At 70.1% G+C, this 22,863-nt stretch carries 17 protein-coding genes; 8 read left to right on the top strand and 9 right to left on the bottom strand.

From position 1 onward, the window contains the following. Nucleotides 1-176: 176 nt before the first annotated feature. Nucleotides 177-2,420: an SF1B family DNA helicase RecD2 gene (gene recD2, locus J2Z30_RS12255; protein ID WP_044575004.1), complete on the top strand. Its 2,244-nt coding sequence runs from the start codon at nt 177-179 to the stop codon at nt 2,418-2,420. A 151-nt stretch (nt 2,421-2,571) separates the two neighbouring features. Beyond that, nucleotides 2,572-3,861 carry a citrate synthase gene (locus J2Z30_RS12250; RefSeq protein WP_044575006.1) on the top strand — a complete coding sequence of 430 codons (1,290 nt, stop codon included), beginning with the start codon at nt 2,572-2,574 and terminating at the stop codon, nt 3,859-3,861. Nucleotides 3,862-4,305: 444 nt separating this feature from the next. Here J2Z30_RS12250 and J2Z30_RS12245 read toward each other — a convergent pair whose 3' ends face one another. The 3 genes from J2Z30_RS12245 to J2Z30_RS12235 all read right to left on the bottom strand — a co-directional run bounded on the left by J2Z30_RS12245 (nt 4,306) and on the right by J2Z30_RS12235 (nt 7,796). After that, complete coding sequence (locus tag J2Z30_RS12245) at nt 4,306-6,615, bottom strand: heavy metal translocating P-type ATPase (protein ID WP_044575007.1); 2,310 nt, start codon at nt 6,613-6,615, stop codon at nt 4,306-4,308. A gap of 87 nt (nt 6,616-6,702) precedes the next feature. Then, nucleotides 6,703-6,927, bottom strand: coding sequence for a heavy-metal-associated domain-containing protein (locus J2Z30_RS12240; protein WP_044575009.1), 225 nt, complete (start codon nt 6,925-6,927; stop codon nt 6,703-6,705). A gap of 209 nt (nt 6,928-7,136) precedes the next feature. Further along, nucleotides 7,137-7,796: a TetR/AcrR family transcriptional regulator gene (locus J2Z30_RS12235; RefSeq protein ID WP_044575011.1), complete on the bottom strand. Its 660-nt coding sequence runs from the start codon at nt 7,794-7,796 to the stop codon at nt 7,137-7,139. Between the two features lie 167 nt (nt 7,797-7,963). Between J2Z30_RS12235 and J2Z30_RS12230 the strand changes: the two genes are divergently transcribed. Further along, the gene (locus J2Z30_RS12230; protein WP_044575014.1) at nt 7,964-10,378 is read left to right on the top strand and encodes an MMPL family transporter; all 2,415 of its coding nucleotides are present in this window, start codon (nt 7,964-7,966) and stop codon (nt 10,376-10,378) included. 26 nt (nt 10,379-10,404) lie between these two features. Here J2Z30_RS12230 and J2Z30_RS12225 read toward each other — a convergent pair whose 3' ends face one another. From J2Z30_RS12225 to J2Z30_RS12200, 6 genes are all read right to left on the bottom strand, one after another. Beyond that, nucleotides 10,405-10,614, bottom strand: coding sequence for a helix-turn-helix transcriptional regulator (locus tag J2Z30_RS12225; protein WP_020871200.1), 210 nt, complete (start codon nt 10,612-10,614; stop codon nt 10,405-10,407). 275 nt (nt 10,615-10,889) lie between these two features. Next, nucleotides 10,890-11,909, bottom strand: coding sequence for a Gfo/Idh/MocA family protein (locus tag J2Z30_RS12220; protein WP_044575017.1), 1,020 nt, complete (start codon nt 11,907-11,909; stop codon nt 10,890-10,892). A 98-nt stretch (nt 11,910-12,007) separates the two neighbouring features. Then, on the bottom strand, nt 12,008-12,928 hold the full coding sequence (locus tag J2Z30_RS12215) for a sugar phosphate isomerase/epimerase family protein (RefSeq protein WP_044575020.1): 921 nt from the start codon (nt 12,926-12,928) through the stop codon (nt 12,008-12,010). A gap of 155 nt (nt 12,929-13,083) precedes the next feature. Next, complete coding sequence (locus J2Z30_RS12210; RefSeq protein WP_044575021.1) at nt 13,084-13,959, bottom strand: ATP-binding cassette domain-containing protein; 876 nt, start codon at nt 13,957-13,959, stop codon at nt 13,084-13,086. Between the two features lie 5 nt (nt 13,960-13,964). Next, nucleotides 13,965-15,035 carry an ABC transporter permease gene (locus J2Z30_RS12205; RefSeq protein ID WP_044575023.1) on the bottom strand — a complete coding sequence of 357 codons (1,071 nt, stop codon included), beginning with the start codon at nt 15,033-15,035 and terminating at the stop codon, nt 13,965-13,967. A 7-nt stretch (nt 15,036-15,042) separates the two neighbouring features. Next, complete coding sequence (locus tag J2Z30_RS12200) at nt 15,043-16,053, bottom strand: substrate-binding domain-containing protein (RefSeq protein ID WP_044581908.1); 1,011 nt, start codon at nt 16,051-16,053, stop codon at nt 15,043-15,045. A gap of 282 nt (nt 16,054-16,335) precedes the next feature. Between J2Z30_RS12200 and iolC the strand changes: the two genes are divergently transcribed. The 5 genes from iolC (at nt 16,336) to J2Z30_RS12175 (ending at nt 22,770) form a co-directional block, all read left to right on the top strand. Further along, entirely contained in the window at nt 16,336-17,283 is a 948-nt protein-coding gene (gene iolC / locus J2Z30_RS12195; protein ID WP_044575025.1) for a 5-dehydro-2-deoxygluconokinase, read from the top strand. A 229-nt stretch (nt 17,284-17,512) separates the two neighbouring features. Beyond that, on the top strand, nt 17,513-18,400 hold the full coding sequence (locus J2Z30_RS12190) for a Cgl0159 family (beta/alpha)8-fold protein (RefSeq protein ID WP_044575027.1): 888 nt from the start codon (nt 17,513-17,515) through the stop codon (nt 18,398-18,400). A gap of 29 nt (nt 18,401-18,429) precedes the next feature. Further along, on the top strand, nt 18,430-19,362 hold the full coding sequence (gene iolB, locus J2Z30_RS12185; protein WP_044575028.1) for a 5-deoxy-glucuronate isomerase: 933 nt from the start codon (nt 18,430-18,432) through the stop codon (nt 19,360-19,362). Further along, nucleotides 19,359-21,245 carry a 3D-(3,5/4)-trihydroxycyclohexane-1,2-dione acylhydrolase (decyclizing) gene (gene iolD / locus J2Z30_RS12180; RefSeq protein ID WP_044575031.1) on the top strand — a complete coding sequence of 629 codons (1,887 nt, stop codon included), beginning with the start codon at nt 19,359-19,361 and terminating at the stop codon, nt 21,243-21,245. The genes iolB and iolD overlap by 4 nt, the downstream gene beginning before the upstream one ends. Nucleotides 21,246-21,273: 28 nt before the next feature. Next, nucleotides 21,274-22,770, top strand: coding sequence for a CoA-acylating methylmalonate-semialdehyde dehydrogenase (locus J2Z30_RS12175; RefSeq protein WP_044575033.1), 1,497 nt, complete (start codon nt 21,274-21,276; stop codon nt 22,768-22,770). The last annotated feature ends 93 nt before the right edge of the window (nt 22,771-22,863 follow it).

Here is a 22,863-nt window from a genome sequence, read left to right as displayed (position 1 = left end):
CTTGTGGAATCGATTACATGTGATTGGAATCGATTACATGGAAGGAGGCAAGGGGTTGGCCCCCGGTGAAACCGGATCGTGATATTCCGCCGCGGAAGACACACCCGCGTTCCTTCCCCACGGACGTTGTCCACAGGCCCGAACCGCCTGTCGGCTCCCGGCGGTACGGTCGGGGCATGCTCAAACTCGCGGTGGTGGAAGGGGTCCTGGAGCGGATCACCTACGCCAATGAGGAGAACGGCTACACGGTCGCGCGGGTCGACACCGGCCGTGGCTCCGGCGATCTGCTCACCGTCGTCGGCTCGCTGCTGGGCGCCCAGCCGGGCGAGTCGCTGCGGATGGAGGGCCGCTGGGGTTCCCATCCGCAATATGGCAAACAGTTCACGGTCGAGAACTACCAGACCGTCCTCCCCGCCACCGTCCAGGGCATCCGGCGCTATCTCGGCTCCGGGCTGATCAAGGGCATCGGCCCCCGGATCGCCGACCGGATCACCGAGCACTTCGGCGTCGACACCCTCGACGTCATCGAACAGGAGCCCAAGCGGCTGGTCGAGGTCCCCGGCCTCGGCCCCAAGCGCACCAAGATGATCGCCGCCGCCTGGGAGGAGCAGAAGGCCATCAAGGAGGTGATGGTCTTCCTCCAGGGGGTCGGCGTCTCCACCTCCATCGCGGTGCGGATCTACAAGAAGTACGGCGACGCCTCGATCTCGGTCGTGAAGAACGAGCCGTACCGGCTGGCGGCCGACGTCTGGGGCATCGGCTTCCTCACCGCCGACAAGATCGCCCAGTCGGTCGGCATCCCCCATGACAGCCCCGCCCGGGTGAAGGCCGGTCTGCAGTACGCGCTGTCCCAGTCCGCCGACCAGGGCCACTGCTATCTCCCCGAGGAGCAACTCATCGCGGACGCGGTCAAGTTGCTCCAGGTGGACACCGGCCTGGTCATCGACTGCCTGGGCGAGCTCGCGGCCGAGGACGAGGGCGTGGTGCGCGAGCCGGTCCCGGGCCCGGCGGACGGCGAGCCGGTCTCCGCCGTCTATCTGGTGCCCTTCCACCGTGCCGAGATCTCCCTCGCGGGCCAGGTGCTGCGGCTGCTGCGCACCGAGGAGGACCGGATGCCCGCCTTCCGGGGCGTCGACTGGGACAAGGCGCTCGGCTGGCTGGCCGACCGCACCGGCGCCGACCTGGCGCCCGAGCAGAGCGAGGCGGTGCGGCTCGCGCTGACCGAGAGGGTCGCGGTGCTCACCGGCGGGCCCGGTTGCGGCAAGTCCTTCACCGTGCGGTCCGTGGTGGAGCTGGCCCGCGCCAAGAGGGCCAAGGTGGTGCTCGCGGCGCCCACCGGCCGGGCCGCCAAGCGGCTGTCCGAGCTGACCGGCGCCGAGGCGTCCACCGTCCACCGCCTGCTGGAGCTCAAGCCCGGCGGGGACGCGGCGTACGACAGGGACCGCCCGCTCGACGCGGACCTGGTGGTGGTCGACGAGGCGTCCATGCTCGATCTGCTGCTGGCCAACAAGCTGGTCAAGGCCGTCCCGCCCGGTGCCCATCTGCTCTTCGTCGGCGATGTGGACCAGCTGCCGAGCGTGGGCGCCGGGGAGGTGCTGCGCGATCTGCTGGCCCCCGGCAGCCCCGTCCCCGCGGTGCGGCTGACCCGGATCTTCCGCCAGGCCCAGCAGTCCGGAGTGGTCACCAACGCCCACCGGATCAACGAGGGAGTGCCGCCGGTCACCCAGGGCCTGTCCGACTTCTTCCTCTTCGTCGAGGACGACACCGAGGAGGCGGGGCGGCTCACGGTCGATGTCGCGGCCCGCCGCATCCCCGCGAAGTTCGGCCTCGACCCCCGCCGTGACGTGCAGGTTCTGGCCCCGATGCACCGCGGCCCGGCGGGCGCCGGCACGCTCAACGGACTGCTTCAGCAGGCCATCACCCCGGCCCGCCCGGACCTCCCGGAGCGCCGCGTCGGCGGCCGGGTCTTCCGCGTCGGCGACAAGGTGACCCAGATCCGTAACAATTATGAGAAAGGGGCCAACGGGGTCTTCAACGGCACGGTTGGCGTCGTCACCTCACTCGACACCGATGAGCAGCGGCTGACCGTGCGGACGGACGAGGACGAGGAGGTACCGTACGACTTCGACGAGCTGGACGAGCTGGCTCATGCCTATGCGGTGACCATCCACCGGTCACAGGGCAGTGAGTACCCGGCCGTCGTGATCCCGGTGACCACCGGGGCCTGGATGATGCTGCAGCGCAACCTCCTGTACACGGCCGTGACCCGTGCCAAGCGCCTTGTGGTGCTGGTCGGCTCGCGCCGCGCGCTGGGGCAGGCGGTGCGCACCGTCTCGGCGGGCAGGCGCTGCACCGCGCTGGATCACCGACTCGGCGGCGATGTGACAGTCGAGCGTGTCAGATGGGTTTCCGAACGATGACGAACGGGGCAGGATGGCCGTGAAGGCGGCACTGAGTGCCGCCAAAAGGCTCTTCGGCCGACCCCGAGTGCACGTTCGCTACCCGAGTAGGGGAAGGTGGGGGGAGTCAGGGCACCTCGAAGAAGAGAACCAGACGTCGGTGAGGGATGACGTGAGCGACAACTCTGTAGTACTGCGGTACGGGGACGGCGAGTACACCTACCCGGTGGTCGACAGCACCGTCGGCGACAAGGGCTTCGACATCGGCAAGCTGCGCGCCCAGACCGGTCTGGTGACCCTGGACTCCGGTTACGGCAACACCGCCGCGTACAAATCCGCGATCACCTATCTGGACGGTGAGCAGGGCATCCTGCGCTATCGCGGCTACCCCATCGAGCAGCTGGCGGAGCGCGCCTCCTTCCTGGAGACCGCCTTCCTGCTGATCAACGGGGAGCTGCCGACCGTCGATGAACTGGCGGCCTTCCGTGAGGACATCACCCGCCACACCCTGTTGCACGAGGACGTCAAACGGTTCTACGACGGCTTCCCGCGTGACGCCCACCCGATGGCGATGCTGTCCTCCGTGGTCAGCGCGCTGTCGACCTTCTATCAGGACAGCCACAACCCCTTCGACGAGAAGCAGCGCAATCTCTCGACGACCCGGCTGCTGGCCAAGCTGCCGACCATTGCCGCTTATGCGTACAAGAAGTCGGTCGGCCACCCCTTTGTCTACCCGCGCAATGACCTCGGCTATGTCGAGAACTTCCTCCGGATGACCTTCTCGGTCCCCGCGCAGGAGTACGACCTCGACCCGACCGTGGTCTCCGCGCTCGACAAGCTGCTGATTCTGCACGCCGACCACGAGCAGAACTGTTCGACCTCCACGGTCCGGCTGGTCGGCTCCTCGCAGGCCAATATGTTCGCCTCCATCTCGGCGGGCATCAACGCCCTGTGGGGCCCCCTGCATGGCGGCGCCAACCAGTCCGTGCTGGAGATGCTCGAGGGCATCCAGGCTTCGGGCGGCGACGTCGACACCTTCATCCGCAAGGTGAAGAACAAGGAAGACGGCGTGAAGCTCATGGGCTTCGGGCACCGCGTCTACAAGAACTTCGACCCCCGGGCGAAGATCATCAAGTCGGCGGCGCACGATGTCCTCTCCGCGCTCGGCAAGTCCGACGAGCTGCTCGACATCGCGCTCAAGCTGGAGGAGCACGCGCTCGCGGACGACTACTTCGTGGAGCGCAAGCTCTACCCGAACGTGGACTTCTACACCGGTCTGATCTACCGGGCGATGGGCTTCCCGACCGAGATGTTCACCGTGCTGTTCGCGCTGGGCCGGCTGCCGGGCTGGATCGCCCAGTGGCACGAAATGATCAAAGAGCCGGGCTCCCGCATCGGCCGCCCCCGCCAGATCTACACGGGTGTGGTTGAGCGCGACTTCGTCCCGGTCGAGGAGCGCTAGAGCAACGTCTGCGTCTCCGGGTGCCCCCGTCCCACTTGGGCCGGGGGCATTTCGCGTACAAGCGAGAAGCGCCCCGCTGCCGATCCCCCCACGGGTCGGAGCGGGGCGCTTCCCTTGCCCCGGAGCGGATTCCCCCCACGGGATCCGGCCGGGTGTCTACGGGCCCTTGCGGGCCGTTTGGCGACGCGATCTGCCGGGACGCGTACCTACGGGAGGGCCGCTCAAAGCTCCCCGAGTACGTCGTCCCGGCTACGCGTAGCAGGATCCGTCCCCCAAGACGTATCCCCACCGTCCCATTAGACTCGCGACCCCCCGCAATGGTTACGTTGGGTTGCCTGTGATCTGCGTCTCTTGTCATAAGGGCCATAAAAGGGCAAGAGCCTCGATTTGAAGATCAAGGCTCCGCCGTATGGGTGTTGTGCGGCTTATGGGGACTTGGTGAATCTATGTGGATGCTGTGAAGGTCCGCAGTCGCAGACTGTTCGTCACCACGAACACGGACGAGAACGCCATGGCGGCTCCCGCGATCATCGGGTTCAGCAGTCCGGCCGCGGCGAGCGGCAGCGCGGCGACGTTGTAGCCGAAGGCCCAGAAGAGATTGCCCTTGATGGTGCCGAGGGTCCTGCGCGCCAGCCGGATCGCGTCCGCCGCCACCCGCAGATCGCCCCGGACCAGGGTCAGATCCCCGGACTCGATGGCCGCGTCAGTGCCCGTGCCCATCGCGAGCCCCAGGTCGGCGGTGGCGAGGGCGGCCGCGTCGTTGACCCCGTCGCCCACCATGGCGACCGTACGGCCCTCGTCCTGCAGCCGCTTCACCACGTCCACCTTGTCCTGCGGCAGCACCTCGGCGATGACCTTGTCGATGCCGACGTCGCGGGCCACCGCCTCGGCGACCAGCCGGTTGTCGCCGGTCAGCAGTATCGGGGTGAGGCCGAGCGCCCGCAGCTGGGCGACCGCCTCGGCGCTGGTCTCCTTGACGGCGTCGGCCGCCAGGAGGACGCCGCGCGCCTCGCCGTCCCAGGCCACCGCGACCGCCGTCTGCCCCTCGGACTCGGCCGCCGCCTTGGCGGTCGCGAGGTCCCCGGGCAGCTCGATGGCCCAGGCGCCGAGCAGCTTCTCGCGGCCGACCAGCACCGCGTGGCCGTCCACCGTGCCCTGGACCCCGAGGCCGGGCTCGGAGCGGAAGTCCGCGGGCGCCGGGAGGTCGCCGATCCGCTCGGCCGCGCCGTCCGCGATGGCCCGCGCGATCGGGTGCTCCGAGGCGTGCTCCAGGGCGCCCGCGAGCCGTAGCAGCTCCCGCTCGTCCACTCCGGGCGCCGTGACGGCTCCGCGCAGCCGCATCTGCCCGGCCGTCACCGTGCCGGTCTTGTCCAGCACGACGGTGTCCACCCGGCGCGTGGACTCCAGTACCTCGGGCCCCTTGATCAGGATGCCCAGCTGGGCGCCGCGGCCGGTGCCGACCATGAGCGCGGTCGGGGTGGCCAGGCCCAGGGCGCAGGGGCAGGCGATGATCAGGACGGCGACGGCCGCGGTGAAGGCGGCGGCCGGGGCGCCCGTGGTGAGCAGCCAGCCCAGCAGGGTGCCGACGGCGATCAGCAGCACGATCGGTACGAAGATCCCCGAGACCCGGTCGGCGAGCCGCTGCACCTCGGCCTTGCCGTTCTGCGCGTCCTCGACCAGCTTGGCCATACGGGACAGCTGGGTGTCCGCGCCGACCCGGGTGGCCTCGACCACGATCCGGCCCGACGTGTTGACGGTCGCGCCCGCCACCGCGTCGCCGACCCCCACGTCCACCGGCACCGACTCGCCGGTCAGCATCGAGGCGTCCACGGCGGAGGAGCCCTCGACGACCGTGCCGTCGGTGGCGATCTTCTCACCGGGCCGCACCACGAAGCGGTCGCCGATCGCCAGCTCACCGACGGGGATCCGTACCTCGAGCCCTCCGTGCAGTACGGCCACGTCCTTGGCGCCGAGCTCCAGCAGCGCGCGCAGCGCCGCGCCCGCCCGCCGCTTGGACCTCGCCTCCAGATGGCGGCCGAGGAGGATCAGCGCGGTCACTCCGGCCGCCGCCTCCAGGTAGATCGAGGACGATCCGTCGGTGCGGGAGACGGTGAGGTCGAAGCCGTGCCGCATACCGGGCATGCCCGCGTCGCCGAAGAACAGCGCCCATGCGGACCAGCCGAGGGCCGCCAGGGTGCCGATGGAGACGAGGGTGTCCATGGTGGCCGCGCCGTGCCGGGCGTTCGTCCAGGCGGCCTTGTGGAAGGGCGCACCGCCCCAGACGACGACCGGCGCGGCGAGGGTGAGCGAGAGCCACTGCCAGTTGTCGAACTGGAGGGACGGCACCATCGCCAGCACCACCACGGGTAGGGACAGCACGAGGGAGACGAGCATGCGGTGGCGCAGGGAGTCCGGCGCGGCCTCGCCGCGCGGGTCGGCCTCCGGTGCGGCGGCGCCCTCGGGGGCGCGGGGCTCGGGCACTGCGGGGCGCGGTTCCTCGGCGGTGTACCCGGTTTTGACGACGGTGGCGATCAGGTCGGCGACCTCGATCCCTTCGCCGTAGGACACCTTGGCCTTCTCGGTGGCGAAGTTCACCGTGGCGGTGACGCCGCCGAGGCGGTTGAGCTTCTTCTCGACACGGGCGGCGCAGGACGCACAGGTCATCCCGCCGATGGCGAGCTCGACCTGCGAGGGCCCGCCGGCCGTCGCCGTGGTGTCGGCGGCGGGCCCGGCGGGCGGTGCCGTGCTGGTCATGTCTGGTCTCCTGGGAGGAGGGCCGGGCCGTACGGCGACTGTATGAGCAGGGCGGCACGGTCCGGCGGGGGTTTGGTGGGGGCTCGCTCAGGCCCGGCCGGCGAGCTCGTAGCCCGCCTCGTCCACGGCGGCGCGGACGTTCTCGTCGTCCAGCGGGGCGGCCGAGACCACGGTGACCTGGCCGGTGGACGCCACGGCCTTGACGGAGGCCACGCCGTCGAGGGCGCTGATCTCCTCGGTGACGGCGCCTTCGCAGTGGCCGCAGGTCATACCGGTCACCTTGTAGACGGTGGTGACTGCCTCGGAGCTCATGGGGTTCTCCTGTGTGGGGAAGCGTGACGGTCGGTGCGCAGGAGGCGCCGGAATGCCTCAGCGTCTCCTGGCAATCCCCACTCTATACCCCTAGGGGGTATGGATGGAAGCCGGTGGTGCGCCGGTCGGTGATGGGTGTGGTGCGCCCGCGCACACCCCTCCGCGGCCCGGGGCGGGGGAGGGGCGGGTGACGGGGTGTGGCGCGGGGGTCAGGGCCGGGCGGGGGCTCCCTCGGTGCCGAGCACCGGGGCGAGATAGCCGTACAGGGCGGTCTTCAACTCCGCGACGTACGCCTCCCGTTCCGCGCCCTCATGGCCGAGGATCAGCCCCAGCCCGGCCTTGAACAGGGCGAACGCCATGTTCGCGGTGTGGGTGCGGCGCTCGGGGGAGAGGCCGGGGTTGCGGACGCCGATCAGCTCGCCGATGCGGTCCTGGATCGAGTCGTGCAGGGCGGCGTGCTCCTCGAGGAAGTGGCCCGGTGCGTCGGACGACTGGAGCAGGGTCAGGAAGGCGGGGTTCGCACAGTTGAACTCGATCATCGGGTCGAGGACCGCGTCGATCAGTTCGCGCAGCGGCAGCGCGGCGTTCTCGAGGGTGAAGACCACTCCGTGGGTCTCCAGCATCCGGCGGTTGAGGCGCTCGCCGAGTTCGACGGCGATGGCCTCCTTGTTCGGGAAGAACTGGTACAGCGTGCCGGGGGAGACCCCGGCCTCGCGGGCGATGGCGTTGGTGCTCGCGGAGGTGTAGCCGGCGCGGCAGAAGACGCTGGCGGCGGCGTCGAGCAGTTGCTGGATCCGGCGTTCGCCGCGCGCCTGTCTGCGGCGCGGCTTCGCCGTCTCGTCGGGCTGGCCCGCCTTGCTCTCGCTCACCTGTTTTCCCCGGCTCTCCGTGTTCGATTGACAAACACGAGCGCCCGCTCGCATTCTTGAGAAACGCGAGCGGCCGCTCGTGTTTACCGCCCATGGTAATCAGCGACCCGTGCTGCCTACGGACATTTGGTGGCGGCATGGGGCACAGGTGAAGGGGACACCGCGCCATGACCGATGTCAACCGCCCACCCGACGACCGGATCGGAGGGTGGACCCGCCTGGTCACGGCGCGTCCTCGGCTGTCTCTGCTGATCGCTTTGATCTTCACCGCGCTGGCCGTCGTAGCCGGGAGTGGGGTCGCCGACCGGATGGGAAGCGGCGGCTGGGAGGACCCCGCGTCCGAGTCCGCGTATGCCACCAAGGCGCTCGAGAAGCGCTTCCCCGCCTCCCAGCCCAATCTGATCCTGCTCGTGGACAGCGGTAAGAAGACCGTGGACGATCCGGCCGTCGCCGCCGAGGCCCGGTCCCTGACCAAGAAGCTCTCGGACGAGAAGGCGGTCACCGGGGTCACCTCGTACTGGACCACCGGCGCGCCCTCGCTTCGCGCCCGGGACCGGGGCGAGGCGATCATCGCCGCGCGGATCCTGGGCGATGAGTCGGCGGCGGGCAAGGCGCTGGAGCGCATAGCGCCCCACTACCGGGGCGCCCACGGCCCGGTCGAGGTGCGGGTCGGCGGGATGGTCGCGGTCCGCCATGAGCTGCAGTCCACCATCCAGGAGGATCTGCTGCGGGCCGAGATGATCGCCCTGCCCATCACCCTGGTGCTGCTCGTCATGGTCTTCGGCAGCGCCGTGGCCGCCCTGCTGCCGCTCGGCGTCGGCATTATCGCGATCCTCGGCACCGACGCGGTGCTGCGCGGGCTCACCGAGCTCACCGATGTCTCGGTCTTCGCGCAGAACCTGACCACCGCGCTCGGCCTCGGACTCGCCATCGACTATGCCCTGTTCATCGTGCGCCGCTTCCGCGAGGAGCTGGGCCGGGGCGCGGAGAAGCTGCCCGCTGTCGCGGCCACGCTGCGCACCGCCGGGCGCACCGTGCTCTTCTCTGCGCTGACCGTCGCCGCCTCGCTCGCCGCCATGCTGGTCTTCCCGCAGTACTTCCTGCGCTCCTTCGCCTATGCGGGGATCGCGGTGGTGCTGATCGCCGCCACCGCGGCCCTGGTGGTCCTGCCCGCGGCGCTCATCCTCCTGGGCGACCGGGTCAACGCACTGGATCTCACCCGGCTGCTGCGCCGTGGCCGCCCGGCCCGCGGCGGTGAGCCCGGAGCGGGCTGGGCGCGGCTCGCGCGGCTGGTGATGCGGCGCGCCCCGGTGTTCGCGCTGGCCACCGTCGCCGGTCTGGTCGCGCTGGGACTGCCGTTCCTGAGGGTGGAGTTCGGCACCGCGGACGACCGTCAGCTGCCGTCGAGCGCCGAGTCCCATGTGGTGCAGCAGCACGTCCGGGAGGGGTTCCCCGGCGGTCCCGGGGGCGCGGTGGAGGTTCTCGCCGAGGGCACCGGCAGCGGCACCAACGCCCTCGCCGACTACAGCGCCAAGGTCTCCGCCCTCCCCCAGGTGCTGCGGGTGGACAGTCCGGCGGGCCGGTTCGCCGACGGGCGGCGGGTGGCCGAGCCGGGGCCGGCGGAGGCGGCGCGGCTGTCCGATGGCTCGGCGGAGATCACCGTGCAGCCCAAGGGCGAGGCCGTGGACACCGCCAGCCAGGATCTGGTGCGGACGATCCGCGCCCAGGAGCCGTCGTTCACCACCTCGGCGACCGGCACCGCCGCCGTCCTGGTGGACACCAAGGACTCCATAGCCGATCGGCTGCCCTGGGCCGCGGCCATCATCGTCGCCGTCACCCTGCTGCTGGTCTTCCTGCTCACCGGCAGCGTGCTGATACCGATTCAGGCAGTGCTGCTCAACGCGCTCAGTCTGACGGCGATGTTCGGCGCGGTGGTGTGGGTCTTCCAGGACGGGCATCTGTCCGGTCCGCTCTCCTTCACCACCTCCGGCGATATCGAGACCACCCTGCCCGTCCTGATGTTCTGCGTCGCCTTCGGGCTCTCCATGGACTACGGGGTCTTCCTGCTCTCCCGGATCAAGGAGGAGTACGACCGCACCGGGGACCATCAGGCGGCGGTGGAGTTCGGGCTGCGGCGCACCGGCGGCCTGATCACGGCGGCGGCGCTGATCCTCGCCGTGGTGATGGTGGGCATCGGCACCTCGCGGGTCACCAACACCAAGATGCTGGGGCTGGGTATCGCCCTGGCCGTGCTGATGGACGCGATGGTGGTGCGCGGGCTGCTGGTGCCGGCGGTGATGAAGCTGACCGGCCGGGCCACTTGGTGGGCCCCGGGCCCGCTGCGCCGGCTGCACACCCGGTTCGGGCTGAGTGAGGGGGAATCCACCCCCGCCGAACGCCGCGGGGACTCCGGGGCCGGCGCGGATGCCGCCACCGGAGGCGAGGCCGACGATCGCCGGTGCGGCGGCAAGGGCGGACCTCGTGGTGAGGACGGGGCACGCGGCAAGGGCGGGCCTCGTGGTGAGGACGGAGGTCAGGGAGAGGGGGAGAAGGCGCGGGACCGGGTGAGCACGGGCCGCTAGCGGTTCACGCGGGTGTGGCCGCACCGCTAGTCCTTGCCATCACGCCGGGCGCGGCGGTTGCCGGGTCTGCGGACCACCCAGGAGCGGATCGTATCCGCGTACCAATACGGCTTGCCGCCCTCCACATGATCGGGGGGCGGCAGCAGACCGTGCTTGCGATAGGACCGTACGGTGTCGGTCTGCACACCGATATGCGCGGCGATCTCCTTGTACGACCACAGCCTCCGGTCGGTCATCTCTTATGCCCTTCCGCAGGGCGTCGCGGTCACGGCCCGGTGGGGCCGTCGGGGGAGCCACGGCGCGCCTGCTCACATTGCATCAGCCTGTGCCCGGTCAACGACGCTGAGTGAAGGGCGGCTCGGGGCTGTTGAACACCTGTGACGGAGGCGTGTGGAGATGTGACCGCTGTGACGCACGAGTGACGCACCGGACGGGACTCGGACGCCATGACCACAGCGGGCCGGCCGCAAGGTCACGGCCGGCCCGCTGGGTGTCAGCTGGAGACGGGATGTCAGCTGTAGAAGGCGGGGCGCTCGATCATCTCGACGGCCGTGCGCCGGCCCGTGGCCTGGGCCCGGACCCCCGCCTCACTGACGGCGGTCGCGGCATAGCCGTCCCAGGCGCTGGGGCCCTCGATCTCCCCGCGCCGGGTGGCGTTGACCCAGCTCTGCACCTCGCGGTCGTACGCCTCTTCGAAGCGGGCCACGAAGTCGGGGGCGATCTCCCCGCCCCAGGTGCCGGGCCGGTTGACCAGCATCCCGTGGGCGTCGCCGACGCGGGCGGTGCCCCGCTCGCACACCGCCTCCGCCTGCACCTGGTAGCCGAAGCCGCAGGTGGCGAAGATCTCCACATTGACGATCGCTCCGCCGGTGGTCTCGAAGACCACCAGCTGGGGGTCGCTGAGCGGCTCGGGCGACAGCGAGCTGGGTGTCGGCTTGAGCACGGTGACCGCGGCGATCTCCTGCTCCAGCAGCCAGCGCGACTGGTCCATCTCATGCACCACCGAGTCGGTGATCATCATCTCGTTGGTGAAGTACGAGTGCACCGAGGCATTGCGGTGGCGGCAGTGCAGCAGCAGCGGGCGGCCCAGCTCACCCCCGGCCAGCAGCGCCTTGAGCTTCATGAACTCGGTGTCGTAGCGGCGCATGAAGCCCACCTGCACCCGGCGGTGGCCCAGCCGCTGCTCGGCCTCCAGCACCCGCAGCGCGGACGCGGAGTCCGGGGTGAGCGGCTTCTCGCACAGCACCGGCAGATCGCGCTCGAACGCGCTGAGCAGCGCGGCCTCGTGCGCGGGCCCCGGCGAGGCGATCAGCACCGCGTCCACGCCGGGCGCGGCCATCGCGGCGGCCGGGTCGGTGAACGCCTGACAGCCGTCGGCGGTGTCGGCGACCGCCTTGGCCCGCGCCTCGTCGATGTCGACCACGGCGGCCACCCGGGCGCCGCTGATCACGTCGTTGACGCGGCGGACATGGTCGGCGCCCATCTTGCCGGTCCCGATGACGGCGACCCCGAGCGTTCCCTGCTGGGTCATAGACTGCTCTCTCTTCTCTCTCTGCTCTCTGGACGGTTCGAAGGCCCGTGGGGCGAAGGCCCGGGTGGGCGAAGGCCCGTGGGGCGAAAAGGGACGGGTCAGGCGCCGCAGGAGCGCAGGAAGCGCCGGGTGCGCTCGGCGATGGGGAAGGGCCGGCCGGGCGGGCAGGGGTACATGTCCTGCTCGACGATGGCGAACAGATCCACATCCAGGTTCTGGGCCGCGGTCAGGACGGGGCCCAGCTCCGGAATGCCGTGGGGCGGTTCGCACATCACACCGCGCTGGACGGCGGGGCCGAACGGCACCTGGTTCTTGACCACATCGGCGAGGATCTCCGGGTCGACCTGCTTGAGGTGGAGATAGCCGATGCGCTCGCCGTAGGTCTCGATCAGCTTGACGCTGTCGCCGCCGCAGTAGGCGTAGTGGCCGGTGTCCAGGCAGAGGTTGACCAGGTCTGCGTCGGTGGCGTCCAGGAAGCGGGCCACGTTCTCCTCGGTGTCGATATGGGTGTCGGCATGCGGGTGGACGACGATGTCCAGCCCGAAGCGCTCCCGCACCTCACGGCCGAGCCGCTCCATCCCGGTGGACAGATGGCGCCACTGCTCCGCGCTGAGCGTCGGGGGCTCGATCAGCTCGGCGGTCTTGTCGTCCCGCCAGAAGGAGGGGATGACCACGAGGTGCTTGGCGTTCATCGCCCGGGTCAGCTCGGCCACCTGGGAGACGTGCTCCCAGGTGGCGTCCCAGACCTCGGGGCCGCGGTGCAGCGAGGTGAAGACGGTGCCCGCGGAGACCGTGAGACCGCGCCGGCCGGTCTCCTCGGTGAGCCGGGCCGGGTCCGTGGGCAGATAGCCGTAGGGACCCAGCTCGATCCACTCGTAACCGGCCTCGGTGACCTCGTCGAGGAAGCGCTGCCAGGGGACCTGCTGATCGTCGTCGGGGAACCACACCCCCCAGGAGTCGGGGGCCGAGCCGACCCGGATGCGGTCCAGGGCGGGTACGGGGGAGGCGTCGGCAGTCATGGCAGAGGGTCTCCTCGGTGTGCTGGGGTGCCCGCGTCGTGCTGTTTTGGGCAGCTTCACCGGCCGGGCGGGCGTCCGTCAAGGCTTCGTCAGGACATTCGGACGTCTTGTCAGGGAAAGGCGTCGGAAGAATGGCGTCCGTCAGGTGGCGTCCGTCAGGAGGAAGGGGCGGCCACCTCCTCCGGCAGCTCGTCCACATCGACCCCGCGGACCTGGGCCAGCTCATGCTTGAGCGCGGCCAGTTCGGCACCGCCGGCCATATGGTTGGTGAGCTCTTCGAGGCTGACGTCCTCGCGCGCCGCGTTCAGCTCCAGGGCGCCGAGCCGGAGCACCGCGAAGTGGTCGCCGACCATATAGGCGTGGTGCGGGTTGTGGGTGATGAAGATGACGCCGAGCCCGCGCTCGCGCGCCGCCGCGATGTACTTGAGCACCACACCGGACTGCTTGACGCCGAGCGCCGCGGTGGGCTCGTCCAGGATCAGCACCCGGGCGCCGAAGTGGACCGCTCGGGCGATGGCCACGGACTGCCGCTGACCGCCGGAGAGGGTGCCGATGGGCTGCTCCAGGTTGTCGAGGTGGATGCCCATGGCGGACAGCTCCTCGCCGGTGATCTGCTTCATCCGCTGGATGTCCAGCCGCCGCACCGGCCAGGGGCCGCGGGTCAGCTCGGAGCCGAGGAAGAAGTTCCGCCATACCGGCATCAGCGGCACGGTGGCGAGGTCCTGGTAGACGGTGGCGATGCCCAGTTTCAGGGCGTCGCGCGGGGTGTTCAGCCGCACCGGCTCGCCGTCCACGAGGTATTCGCCCTCGTCATGCTGGTGCAGCCCCGAGATGATCTTGATCAGGGTGGACTTGCCGGCGCCGTTGTCGCCGAGCACACAGGTCACCCGGCCCGGCCGGACGGCCAGGTCGATGCCCTCCAGGGCGCGGATGTTCCCGTAGAGCTTGCCCACGTCCCGCAGCCGGATCACCGGCTCCTCGTCCGGTGCGGAAGCCTGTGCGGCGCTGTCCTTGGTGACGTTCGTTGCCATTCCGATCACCTCCTGGCGGCCTGACGGCGCACCCACAGATTGACGAGGGTCGCGAGCAGCAGCATCACGCCGACGAAGAACTTGAACCAGTCGGGGTTCCAGTTGGCGTAGACGATGCCCTGGTTGACCATGCCGAAGATGAAGGCGCCGAGGACCGCGCCGATCGCGGAGCCATAGCCGCCGGTGAGCAGGCAGCCGCCGATCACGGCCGCGATGATGTAGTAGAACTCGTTGCCCACGCCCTCGCCGGCCTGCACGGTGTTGTACTCGAAGAGCAGATGCATGCCCACGAACCAGGCCGCGAAGCCCACCGTCATAAAGAGGGCGATCTTGGTGAGGTTCACCGGGACGCCCACGGCCCGTGCGCTCTCCTTCGAGCCACCGGCCGCGAAGATCCAGTTGCCGAACTTGGTGCGCAGCAGCACCCAGGTGGCGATGGCGGCGAAGATCAGCCACCACAGCACGGTGATCTTCACATCGACGCCGAAGACGTCGACCTCGGAGGCGAAGAGCGACTTGGCCTGGTCGAAGCCGTCCATGTCGCTGATGGTGTCGGTGGCGACATTGCCGGTCAGCAGCTTGGTGATGGCCAGGTTGGCGCCCTGCAGCATCAGGAAGCTGGCGAGGCTGACCAGGAAGCTGGGCAGCCCGGTCTTGATCAGCAGCAGCCCGTTGATCAGCCCCACGGTGAGCGAGACCAGCAGGGCGACGAGCACACCCACCCAGACATTGGCGGTGAGCTGGAAGCTGAGCATGCTCGCGGCCAGCGCCGAGGAGGTGACGGCGACACCGGCCGACAGGTCGAACTCGCCGCCGATCATCAGCAGGGAGACGGCCAGCGCCATGATGCCCATGGTGGACGCCTGGTAGAGAACGGTGGCGAAGGAGTCGGCCTGCCGGAAGGTGGGGGCCACGGCGAAGAAGAAGAGGTAGACGCCGACGGCCGCGACCAGCGCCCCGATCTCGGGCCGGGCCAGCGCCCGCCGGGCCAGCGAGCGCTCGGCGGTGCGGCTCTTGGGCGGGACCGCGGGGGAGGCGGGCGGGGTCGCGGCCGCCGGGGTGGCGGTATGGGTCATGACCGGCTCACCGCGTTCCCTTCTGGGCGAACGTAGCGATGGTGTCCACGTTGTCCTTGGTGACGAACGCGGGCCCGGTCAGCACGGGCTGCTCGCCGCCGCCGCTGAAGTTGCCGTTGTTCTTGTAGAGCCACAGGGAGTCGATGGACAGATAGCCCTGGAGGTACGGCTGCTGGTCGACGGCGAACTGGACATCGCCGCTCTGCACGGCCGAGACCAGGTCCTTGTTGAGGTCGAAGGTGGCGACCTTGGCCTTGTCGCCCGCGTCCTTCGCGGACTGCACGGCGGTCAGGGCGAACGGGGCACCCAGGGTGACGACATAGTCGATGCTCGAATCCTGCTTGAGCTTCGCGGAAATCGTCGACTTGACCGACGGCATGTCGGTTCCGTTGACGTAGAGGATGTCGGTCTTGCCCTTGAAGGTCTTCTTCACACCCGCGCAGCGGGCCTCGAGGGCGACATGGCCCTGCTCCTGGATCACACAGATGTCGTGCTTGGCGCCGATCTCGTTGAGGTGCTTGCCGAACGCCTGGCCCGCGATGTTCTCGTCCTGGCCGAAGTACTCCAGCAGGCCCATGTCCTTCCACTGGTCGAGTCCGGCGTTGAAGGCGACGACCGGGATCCCGGCCTTCTTCGCCTTGGCTATCGCGCCCTTCATGGCGTCGGGCTTGGCGAGGGTGACGGCGATGCCGTCGACCTTCTGGTTGATCGCGTTCTGGATCAGGTTGGCCTGGTCGGCTCCGTTGGGGTTGCTGGAGTAGACGAGGTCGACGTTGTCCTTGGCCGCCGCGGCCTTGGCGCCCTTGCGCACCGTGTCCCAGAAGGTGTCGCCCGGGGCGGCGTGAGTGATCATCGCGATCCTCATCCGCGGGGTGTCGGCCTTACCGGCCGCGAGGCCGGCGTCGGCTTCCTGGGCCTTCTTGCCACCCTGACTGCTGCAGGCCGCCGCCAGGAGGGCGGCTGCGGTGGCGAGTGCGGCGAGGCCCGCTCTGCGGTGTCGATTGAGTCTGAGGTCCATCCGTTCCAGCACCTCTCAAAGCCAGGTCCGTCGAATCAGCACGGCCGTTGCAGAACGGGAGCCTCTCCCCGTGGGTGGCCACTGTCAAGACTTTGTCATGACAACATTTCATCTGGACGTAACGAGGTAATAACGTGCCCTGTGGGCCCGGATGATTACGTCCGTATGTAAGGACAAAGTCTTGACAGTGGGTAGGGCGCACGTCTAGACCTGAAGAGCCGGGGCGGATCCCGGAATTCTGAAGTCCAGACCCTGAGCTGCGTCTTTCCCGAAGGGGCAGGCATGAGTGAGCCGCACGACCTGATCACGATGGGCCGCATCGGAGTGGACCTCTATCCACTCCAGACCGGTGTGCCACTGCCGCAGGTTGAATCGTTCGGAAAGTTCCTCGGCGGCTCGGCGACCAACGTCGCGGTCTCCGCGGCCCGCTTCGGCCACCGCTCCGCGGTGATCAGCCGCACCGGCGCGGATCCGTTCGGCGACTACATCCACCAGGAGCTGCGGGCCTTCGGGGTGGACGACCGCTTCGTCACCCCCGTCGAGGAGTACCCCACCCCGATCACGTTCTGTGAGATCTTCCCGCCGGACGACTTCCCGCTGTACTTCTACCGCCGTCCCAAGGCGCCCGATCTGGAGATCCACTCCGATGAGCTGGACCTCGACGCCATCCGCGCCGCCCGGATCTTCTGGATGACCGGCACCGGGCTCAGCGAGGAGCCCAGCCGCACCAGCACCCTCGCCGCGCTCGCCGCCCGCGCCAAGAGCGGCACCACCGTCTTCGACCTCGACTGGCGGCCGATGTTCTGGGCCGATCCGGAGACCGCCCGCCCCTTCTACGCCGAGGCGCTGCGCCACGCCACCGTCGCCGTCGGCAACCTGGACGAGTGCGAGATCGCCACGGGTGCGCGCGAGCCCAAGGCGTGCGCGCAGGCGCTGCTGGACGCGGGTGTGGAGATCGCCGTCGTCAAACAGGGACCGCGCGGGGTGCTCGCCGTGCACCGCGACGGCACCACCGCGGAGGTCCCGCCGGTCCCGGTCGAGGTGGTCAACGGGCTCGGCGCGGGCGACGCGTTCGGCGGCGCCCTGTGCCACGGGCTGCTCTCGGGCTGGCCCCTGGAGCGCGTGATGCGGTACGCCAACGCGGCGGGCGCCATCGTCGCGTCCCGCCTCGCCTGCTCCTCCGCGATGCCCACGGAAGCGGAGGTCGAGGCTCTGCTCGGTGGAGGCTGACCCCGGGGCCCAGTGGGGAGGCCGCTGGGTGCCCATCGTTACGGGTGTCTCCGTCCGACCGGCCGGGGGTACCTCCCAGCGGTAGCTGGGGGCGAGCCGAAGGGGCGCGTCGCTGTCGAAAGGGAGTCGCGCGCAGGGAGCGAGGAACGAGCGACCGAGCCCGTCGACCGTCGACAGCGACTTAGGCGCCCCGGAGGCGAACCGAGCCTCGAAAAGAGAGGAAAATCCCTTGAGTATCAGCGTTTCCGACCTCGTGACGGTGCGCAGCCGCCACCCGGAGGCCATCGCCGAGGCGGCCGCCCGCCGGGTCCGCCGCCCCCTCATCGGTGACAGCGGCCGCCTGATGATCGTGGCCGCCGATCATCCGGCGCGCGGCGCCCTCGCCGTCGGCGGCCACAAGCTGGCCATGGCCAACCGGGTCGAACTGCTGGAGCGGCTGTGCGTGGCGCTGTCCCGGCCCGGGGTCGACGGGGTGCTCGCCACCGCCGACATCCTCGAGGACCTGCTGCTGCTCGGCGCCCTCGACGGCAAGGTCGTCATGGGCTCGATGAACCGCGGCGGTCTCGCCGGGGCCTCGTTCGAGCTCGACGACCGGTTCACCGGACACCGCCCCCAGGACATCGAGCGCCTCCGCTTCGACGCCGGCAAGCTGCTGCTGCGCATCGACTACGAGGACGCCGGTTCGCTGACCACCATGGTCACCACGGCCCGCGCCATCGACGACATGGCCGAGCGGCGGCTGCCCGTCTTCGTCGAGCCGTTCATCTCCCGGCGGACGGGCGGAAAGGTCGTCAACGACCTGTCCGCCGAGGCCGTCACCAAGTCCATAGCCATCGCCTCCGGCCTCGCCGGAACCTCCGCCTACACCTGGCTGAAGGTGCCGGTCACCGACGACGCCGACGAGATGGCGGCGGTGATGGAGACGAGCACCCTTCCGGCGGTGTTGCTCGGCGGCGACGTGGGCAAGTCTCCGCAGGACCAGGAGGAGGCGTACGAGAAGTGGCGCAAGGCGCTGGGCCTGCCCACCGTGCAGGGGCTGGTCGTCGGCCGCTCCCTGCTCTATCCGGCGGAGGGCAGTGTCGAGACCGCCGTGGACACCGCCGTCGGCCTGCTGTGACGCTGTAAGAAAGGCAGAGACTTCACGCCATGACCACCACCGATCCGTTCCCCGGCTTCCATGTGCAGGCCGGCAAGGCGGCCGACGGCCCCTACGCCGTGGACATCGACCCCGAGCGGGCCGGCTGGGGCTACTCCAGCCTGCGGGTCCTCGATCTGCCGCCCGGCGGTTCGCACTCGCTGGCCACCGGGGACAGCGAGTGGATCGTGCTGCCGCTGAGCGGCGGCTGCACCGTGATCGCCGAGGGCCAGGCGTTCGAACTGCACGGCCGGGAGAGCGTGTTCAGCGGGGTGAGCGACTTCGTCTATCTGCCGCGCGACTCCCACGCCCAGATCGCCAGCGGCGCGGGCGGCCGCTTCGCGCTCACCGGCGCCCGCTGCGAGCGCCGGCTGCCCGCGCGCTACGGACCGGCCTCCGCCGTCCCCGTCGAGCTGCGCGGCAGCGGCAACTGCTCGCGCCAGGTCAACAACTTCGGCGCGGCGGCCCCCGCCGGAGGCGGAAAGTCAGCCGGCGGTTTCGAATGCGACAAGCTGATCGCCGTCGAGGTGCTCACCCCGGGCGGCAACTGGTCCTCGTACCCGCCGCACAAGCACGACCAGTGCCGCCCCGGTGAGGAGAGCGAGCTGGAGGAGATCTACTACTTCGAGATCGCCGAGGCCCACGGCAACGAGGGCGTCGGCTATCAGCGAGTCTCCCCGTCCGGCCACGGCCGCGGCACCGATGTGCTCGCCGAGGTCCGCTCCGGGGACACCGTCCTGATCCCCGACGGCTGGCACGGCCCCTCCATCGCGGCTCCCGGGCATGACATGTACTACCTGAACGTCATGGCGGGCCCGGAGGCGGAGCGCGCCTGGCTCATCTGCGACCACCCCGACCACGCCTGGATCCGCTCCACCTGGCCGGACCAGCCCGTCGACCCCCGTCTGCCCCTCTATCAAGCACCCGCTGGAGACCCACGATGAACGGTTCGGCAGTGCGCCGCCTCACCGTCGCCCAGGCGCTGGTGGAGTTCCTGGCCCACCAGTACACCGAGCGGGACGGGCAGCGGCATCGCCTGATCAACGCCACCTGGGGAATCTTCGGCCATGGCAATGTGGCCGGGCTCGGCCAGGCGCTGCTGGAGTCCGGGCCGGACACCATGCCGTACCTCCAGGGCCGTAACGAACAGGCGATGGTGCACGCCGCGGTCGGCTACGCCCGGCAGAACAACCGGCTCGCCGCCCAGGCCGTCACCACCTCCATCGGCCCCGGCGCCACCAACCTGGTCACCGGTGCCGCGCTCGCCACCGTCAACCGGCTGCCGGTGCTGCTGCTGCCCGGCGACATCTTCGCCACCCGGCCCGCCGACCCGGTGCTCCAGCAGCTCGAAGTGGGCTACGCGGGCGACATCTCGGTGAACGACGCGCTGCGCCCGGTCTCCCGCTACTTCGACCGGGTGATGCGCCCCGAGGCGCTGATCCCGGCCGCGCTCCAGGCCATGCGGGTGCTGGCGGACCCGGCCGAGACCGGCGCCGTCACCCTGGCCCTGCCACAGGACGTCCAGGCCGAGGCGTTCGACTGGCCCGAGGAGTTCTTCGCCGACCGGGTGTGGCACGTGCGCCGCCCCGCCCCCGAGGCGGCCGAGGTGGCCGCCGCCGCGCGGACCATCCGCGCCGCCCGCCGGCCGCTGATCGTCGCGGGCGGCGGGGTCCACCACAGCGAGGCCGAGGACAGCTTGCGCGCCCTCGTGGACGCGACCGGCATCCCGGTGGCCTCCACCCAGGCGGGCAAGGGCTCGCTGCGCCATGACCACCCCGCCGACATCGGCGGCATCGGCCACACCGGCACCGCCGTCGCGGACGACCTCGCCCGCACCGCCGACCTGGTCATCGGAGTGGGCACCCGCTACAGCGACTTCACCACCGCCTCCGCGACCCTGTTCGCGGACCCGGCCGTCCGCTTCCTCAACCTCAACATCACGCCGTTCGACGCCCATAAGCTCGGCGCCACCACCGTGGTCGCCGACGCCCGCGCCGCGCTCGAAGCGCTCACCGCCGAGCTGGCGGGCCACCGGGTGGACGAGATGTACGAGGCCGAGTACCGCACCGGGAAGACCGCGTGGGAGCGCCGGGTGGACGCCGCGTACGCCGCCGAGGACGAGACCGCCCGCCCGTCCCAGACCCAGGTCCTGGGCGCGCTGGACGCGGTCGTCGGCGACGAGGACGTGGTGATCAACGCGGCGGGCTCGCTGCCGGGCGACCTCCACAAGCTGTGGCGCGCCCGCTCCCCGCGCCAGTACCACCTCGAATACGGCTACTCCTGCATGGGATACGAGATCCCCGGCGCCATCGGCGTACGGCTCGCGGCGCCCGGCACCCCGGTCTGGGCGCTGGTCGGCGACGGTACGTATCTGATGATGCCCACCGAGATCGTCACCGCGGTCCAGGAGGGCATCAACATCAACATCGTGCTGCTCCAGAACCACGGCTACGCCTCGATCGGCGGTCTGTCGGAGACGACCGGCGCCGAGCGCTTCGGCACCGCCTACCGCTTCCGGGCGGCCGACGGGCGGTACACCGGCGATCCGCTCCCGGTCGACCTGGCCGCCAACGCCGCCTCGCTGGGCATGGACGTGCTGCGCGCGAAGAGCGTGGGCGAGCTGCGGGAGGCGCTCGCCGAGGCCCGCGCCTCGGACCGGCCCACATGTGTCTATGTGGAGACCGAAACGGCCGACACAGTGTCCGGCGCACCCGAGGCACAGGCGTGGTGGGATGTGCCTGTCGCCCAGACCGCGACCCGTCCGGCCGCCGTGAAGGCCCGCGAGGACTACGACCGGCAGGCCGCCGCACGCCGCCGCCACCTCTGACGTTTTTCTAGAGAAAGGCTCCGCACCCATGAAGACCGTCAACCACTGGATCGGCGGCAAAACCGTCGAGGGCGCGACCGGCGCGTACGGGCCGGTCTACAACCCCGCCACCGGGGCCCAGGACACCCAGGTCGCCCTGGCCTCCGTGGACGAGGTCGACGCGGCCGTGGCCGCGGCCAAGGAGGCGTTCCGCTCCTGGGGCACCTTTTCGCTGTCCAAGCGCACCGCGGTCCTCTACAAGTACCGCGAGCTGCTGGACGCCCATCGCGACGAGATCGCCGAGCTGATCACCGCCGAGCACGGCAAGGTCCACTCGGACGCGCTCGGCGAGGTGGCCCGCGGTCTGGAGATCGTGGAGCTGGCCTGCGGGATCGCCGAGAAGCTGAAGGGCGAGCTGTCCACCCAGGTCTCCACCGGGGTCGACGTCTCCTCGATCCGCCAGCCGCTCGGTGTGGTCGCGGGCATCACACCGTTCAACTTCCCGGCGATGGTGCCGCTGTGGATGTTCCCCGTGGCCATCGCCTGCGGTAACACCTTCATCCTCAAGCCCAGCGAGAAGGACCCCTCGGCCTCCCGCCGGCTGGCCGAGCTGGCCTCCGAGGCGGGGCTGCCGGACGGGGTGCTGAATGTGGTCAACGGCGACAAGGTGGCCGTCGACCGGCTGCTGGAGCACCCGGACGTCGCCGCCGTCAGCTTCGTGGGTTCGACCCCGATCGCGAAGTACATCCAGTCCAGGGCCGTCGAGCACGGCAAGCGGGTGCAGGCGCTCGGCGGCGCCAAGAACCACATGCTGGTGCTGCCCGACGCCGATCTGGACTTCGCGGCGGACAACGCCATCAACGCGGCCTACGGCTCGGCCGGTGAGCGCTGCATGGCGGTCTCCGTCGTGGTCGCGGTCGGCGACGCGGGCGACGACCTGGTGAAGAAGATCGCCGACCGGGCGGCCAAGTTGCGGATCGGCCCCGGGAACGACCCGGCCTCCGAGATGGGCCCGCTCATCACCAAGGAGCACCGCGACAAGGTCGCCTCCTATGTGCACGGGGCCGCGGCCCAGGGCGCCGAGGTGGTCGTGGACGGCACGGGGTACTCCGTGGCGGGCCATGAGAACGGCTTCTTCATCGGCGTCTCGCTGCTGGACAGGGTCCCGCCGACGGCCGACGCCTACCGTGACGAGATCTTCGGCCCGGTGCTGTGCGTGGTGCGCGCCGAGACCTACGACGAGGCCATCGCGCTGATCAACAGCTCCCAGTGGGGCAACGGCACGGCCATCTTCACCCGTGACGGCGGCGCCGCCCGCCGCTTCCAGCTGGAGGTGGAGGCGGGCATGGTCGGCGTCAACGTGCCGATCCCGGTGCCGGTGGGCTACCACTCCTTCGGCGGCTGGAAGGACTCGCTCTTCGGCGACCACCACATCTACGGCAACGACGGGGTGCACTTCTACACCCGCGGCAAGGTCGTCACCACCCGCTGGCCGGAGCCGTCCGAGGAGGTCGGCATCAACCTCGGCTTCCCGAAGAACCACTGAGGCGCAGAGCCACTGAGGGTGAAGAACCACTGAGGATGTAGAACCACTGAGGCGTATGTGACGTGTGATTCGCACGTTTGAGTGGTTTCCCCG

The organism is Streptomyces iranensis, from assembly GCF_017874715.1.
Taxonomy (GTDB): domain Bacteria; phylum Actinomycetota; class Actinomycetes; order Streptomycetales; family Streptomycetaceae; genus Streptomyces; species Streptomyces iranensis.
The sequence above is the reverse complement of the archived record's forward strand: the minus strand, read 5'-3'. Positions and strand labels throughout refer to the sequence as shown.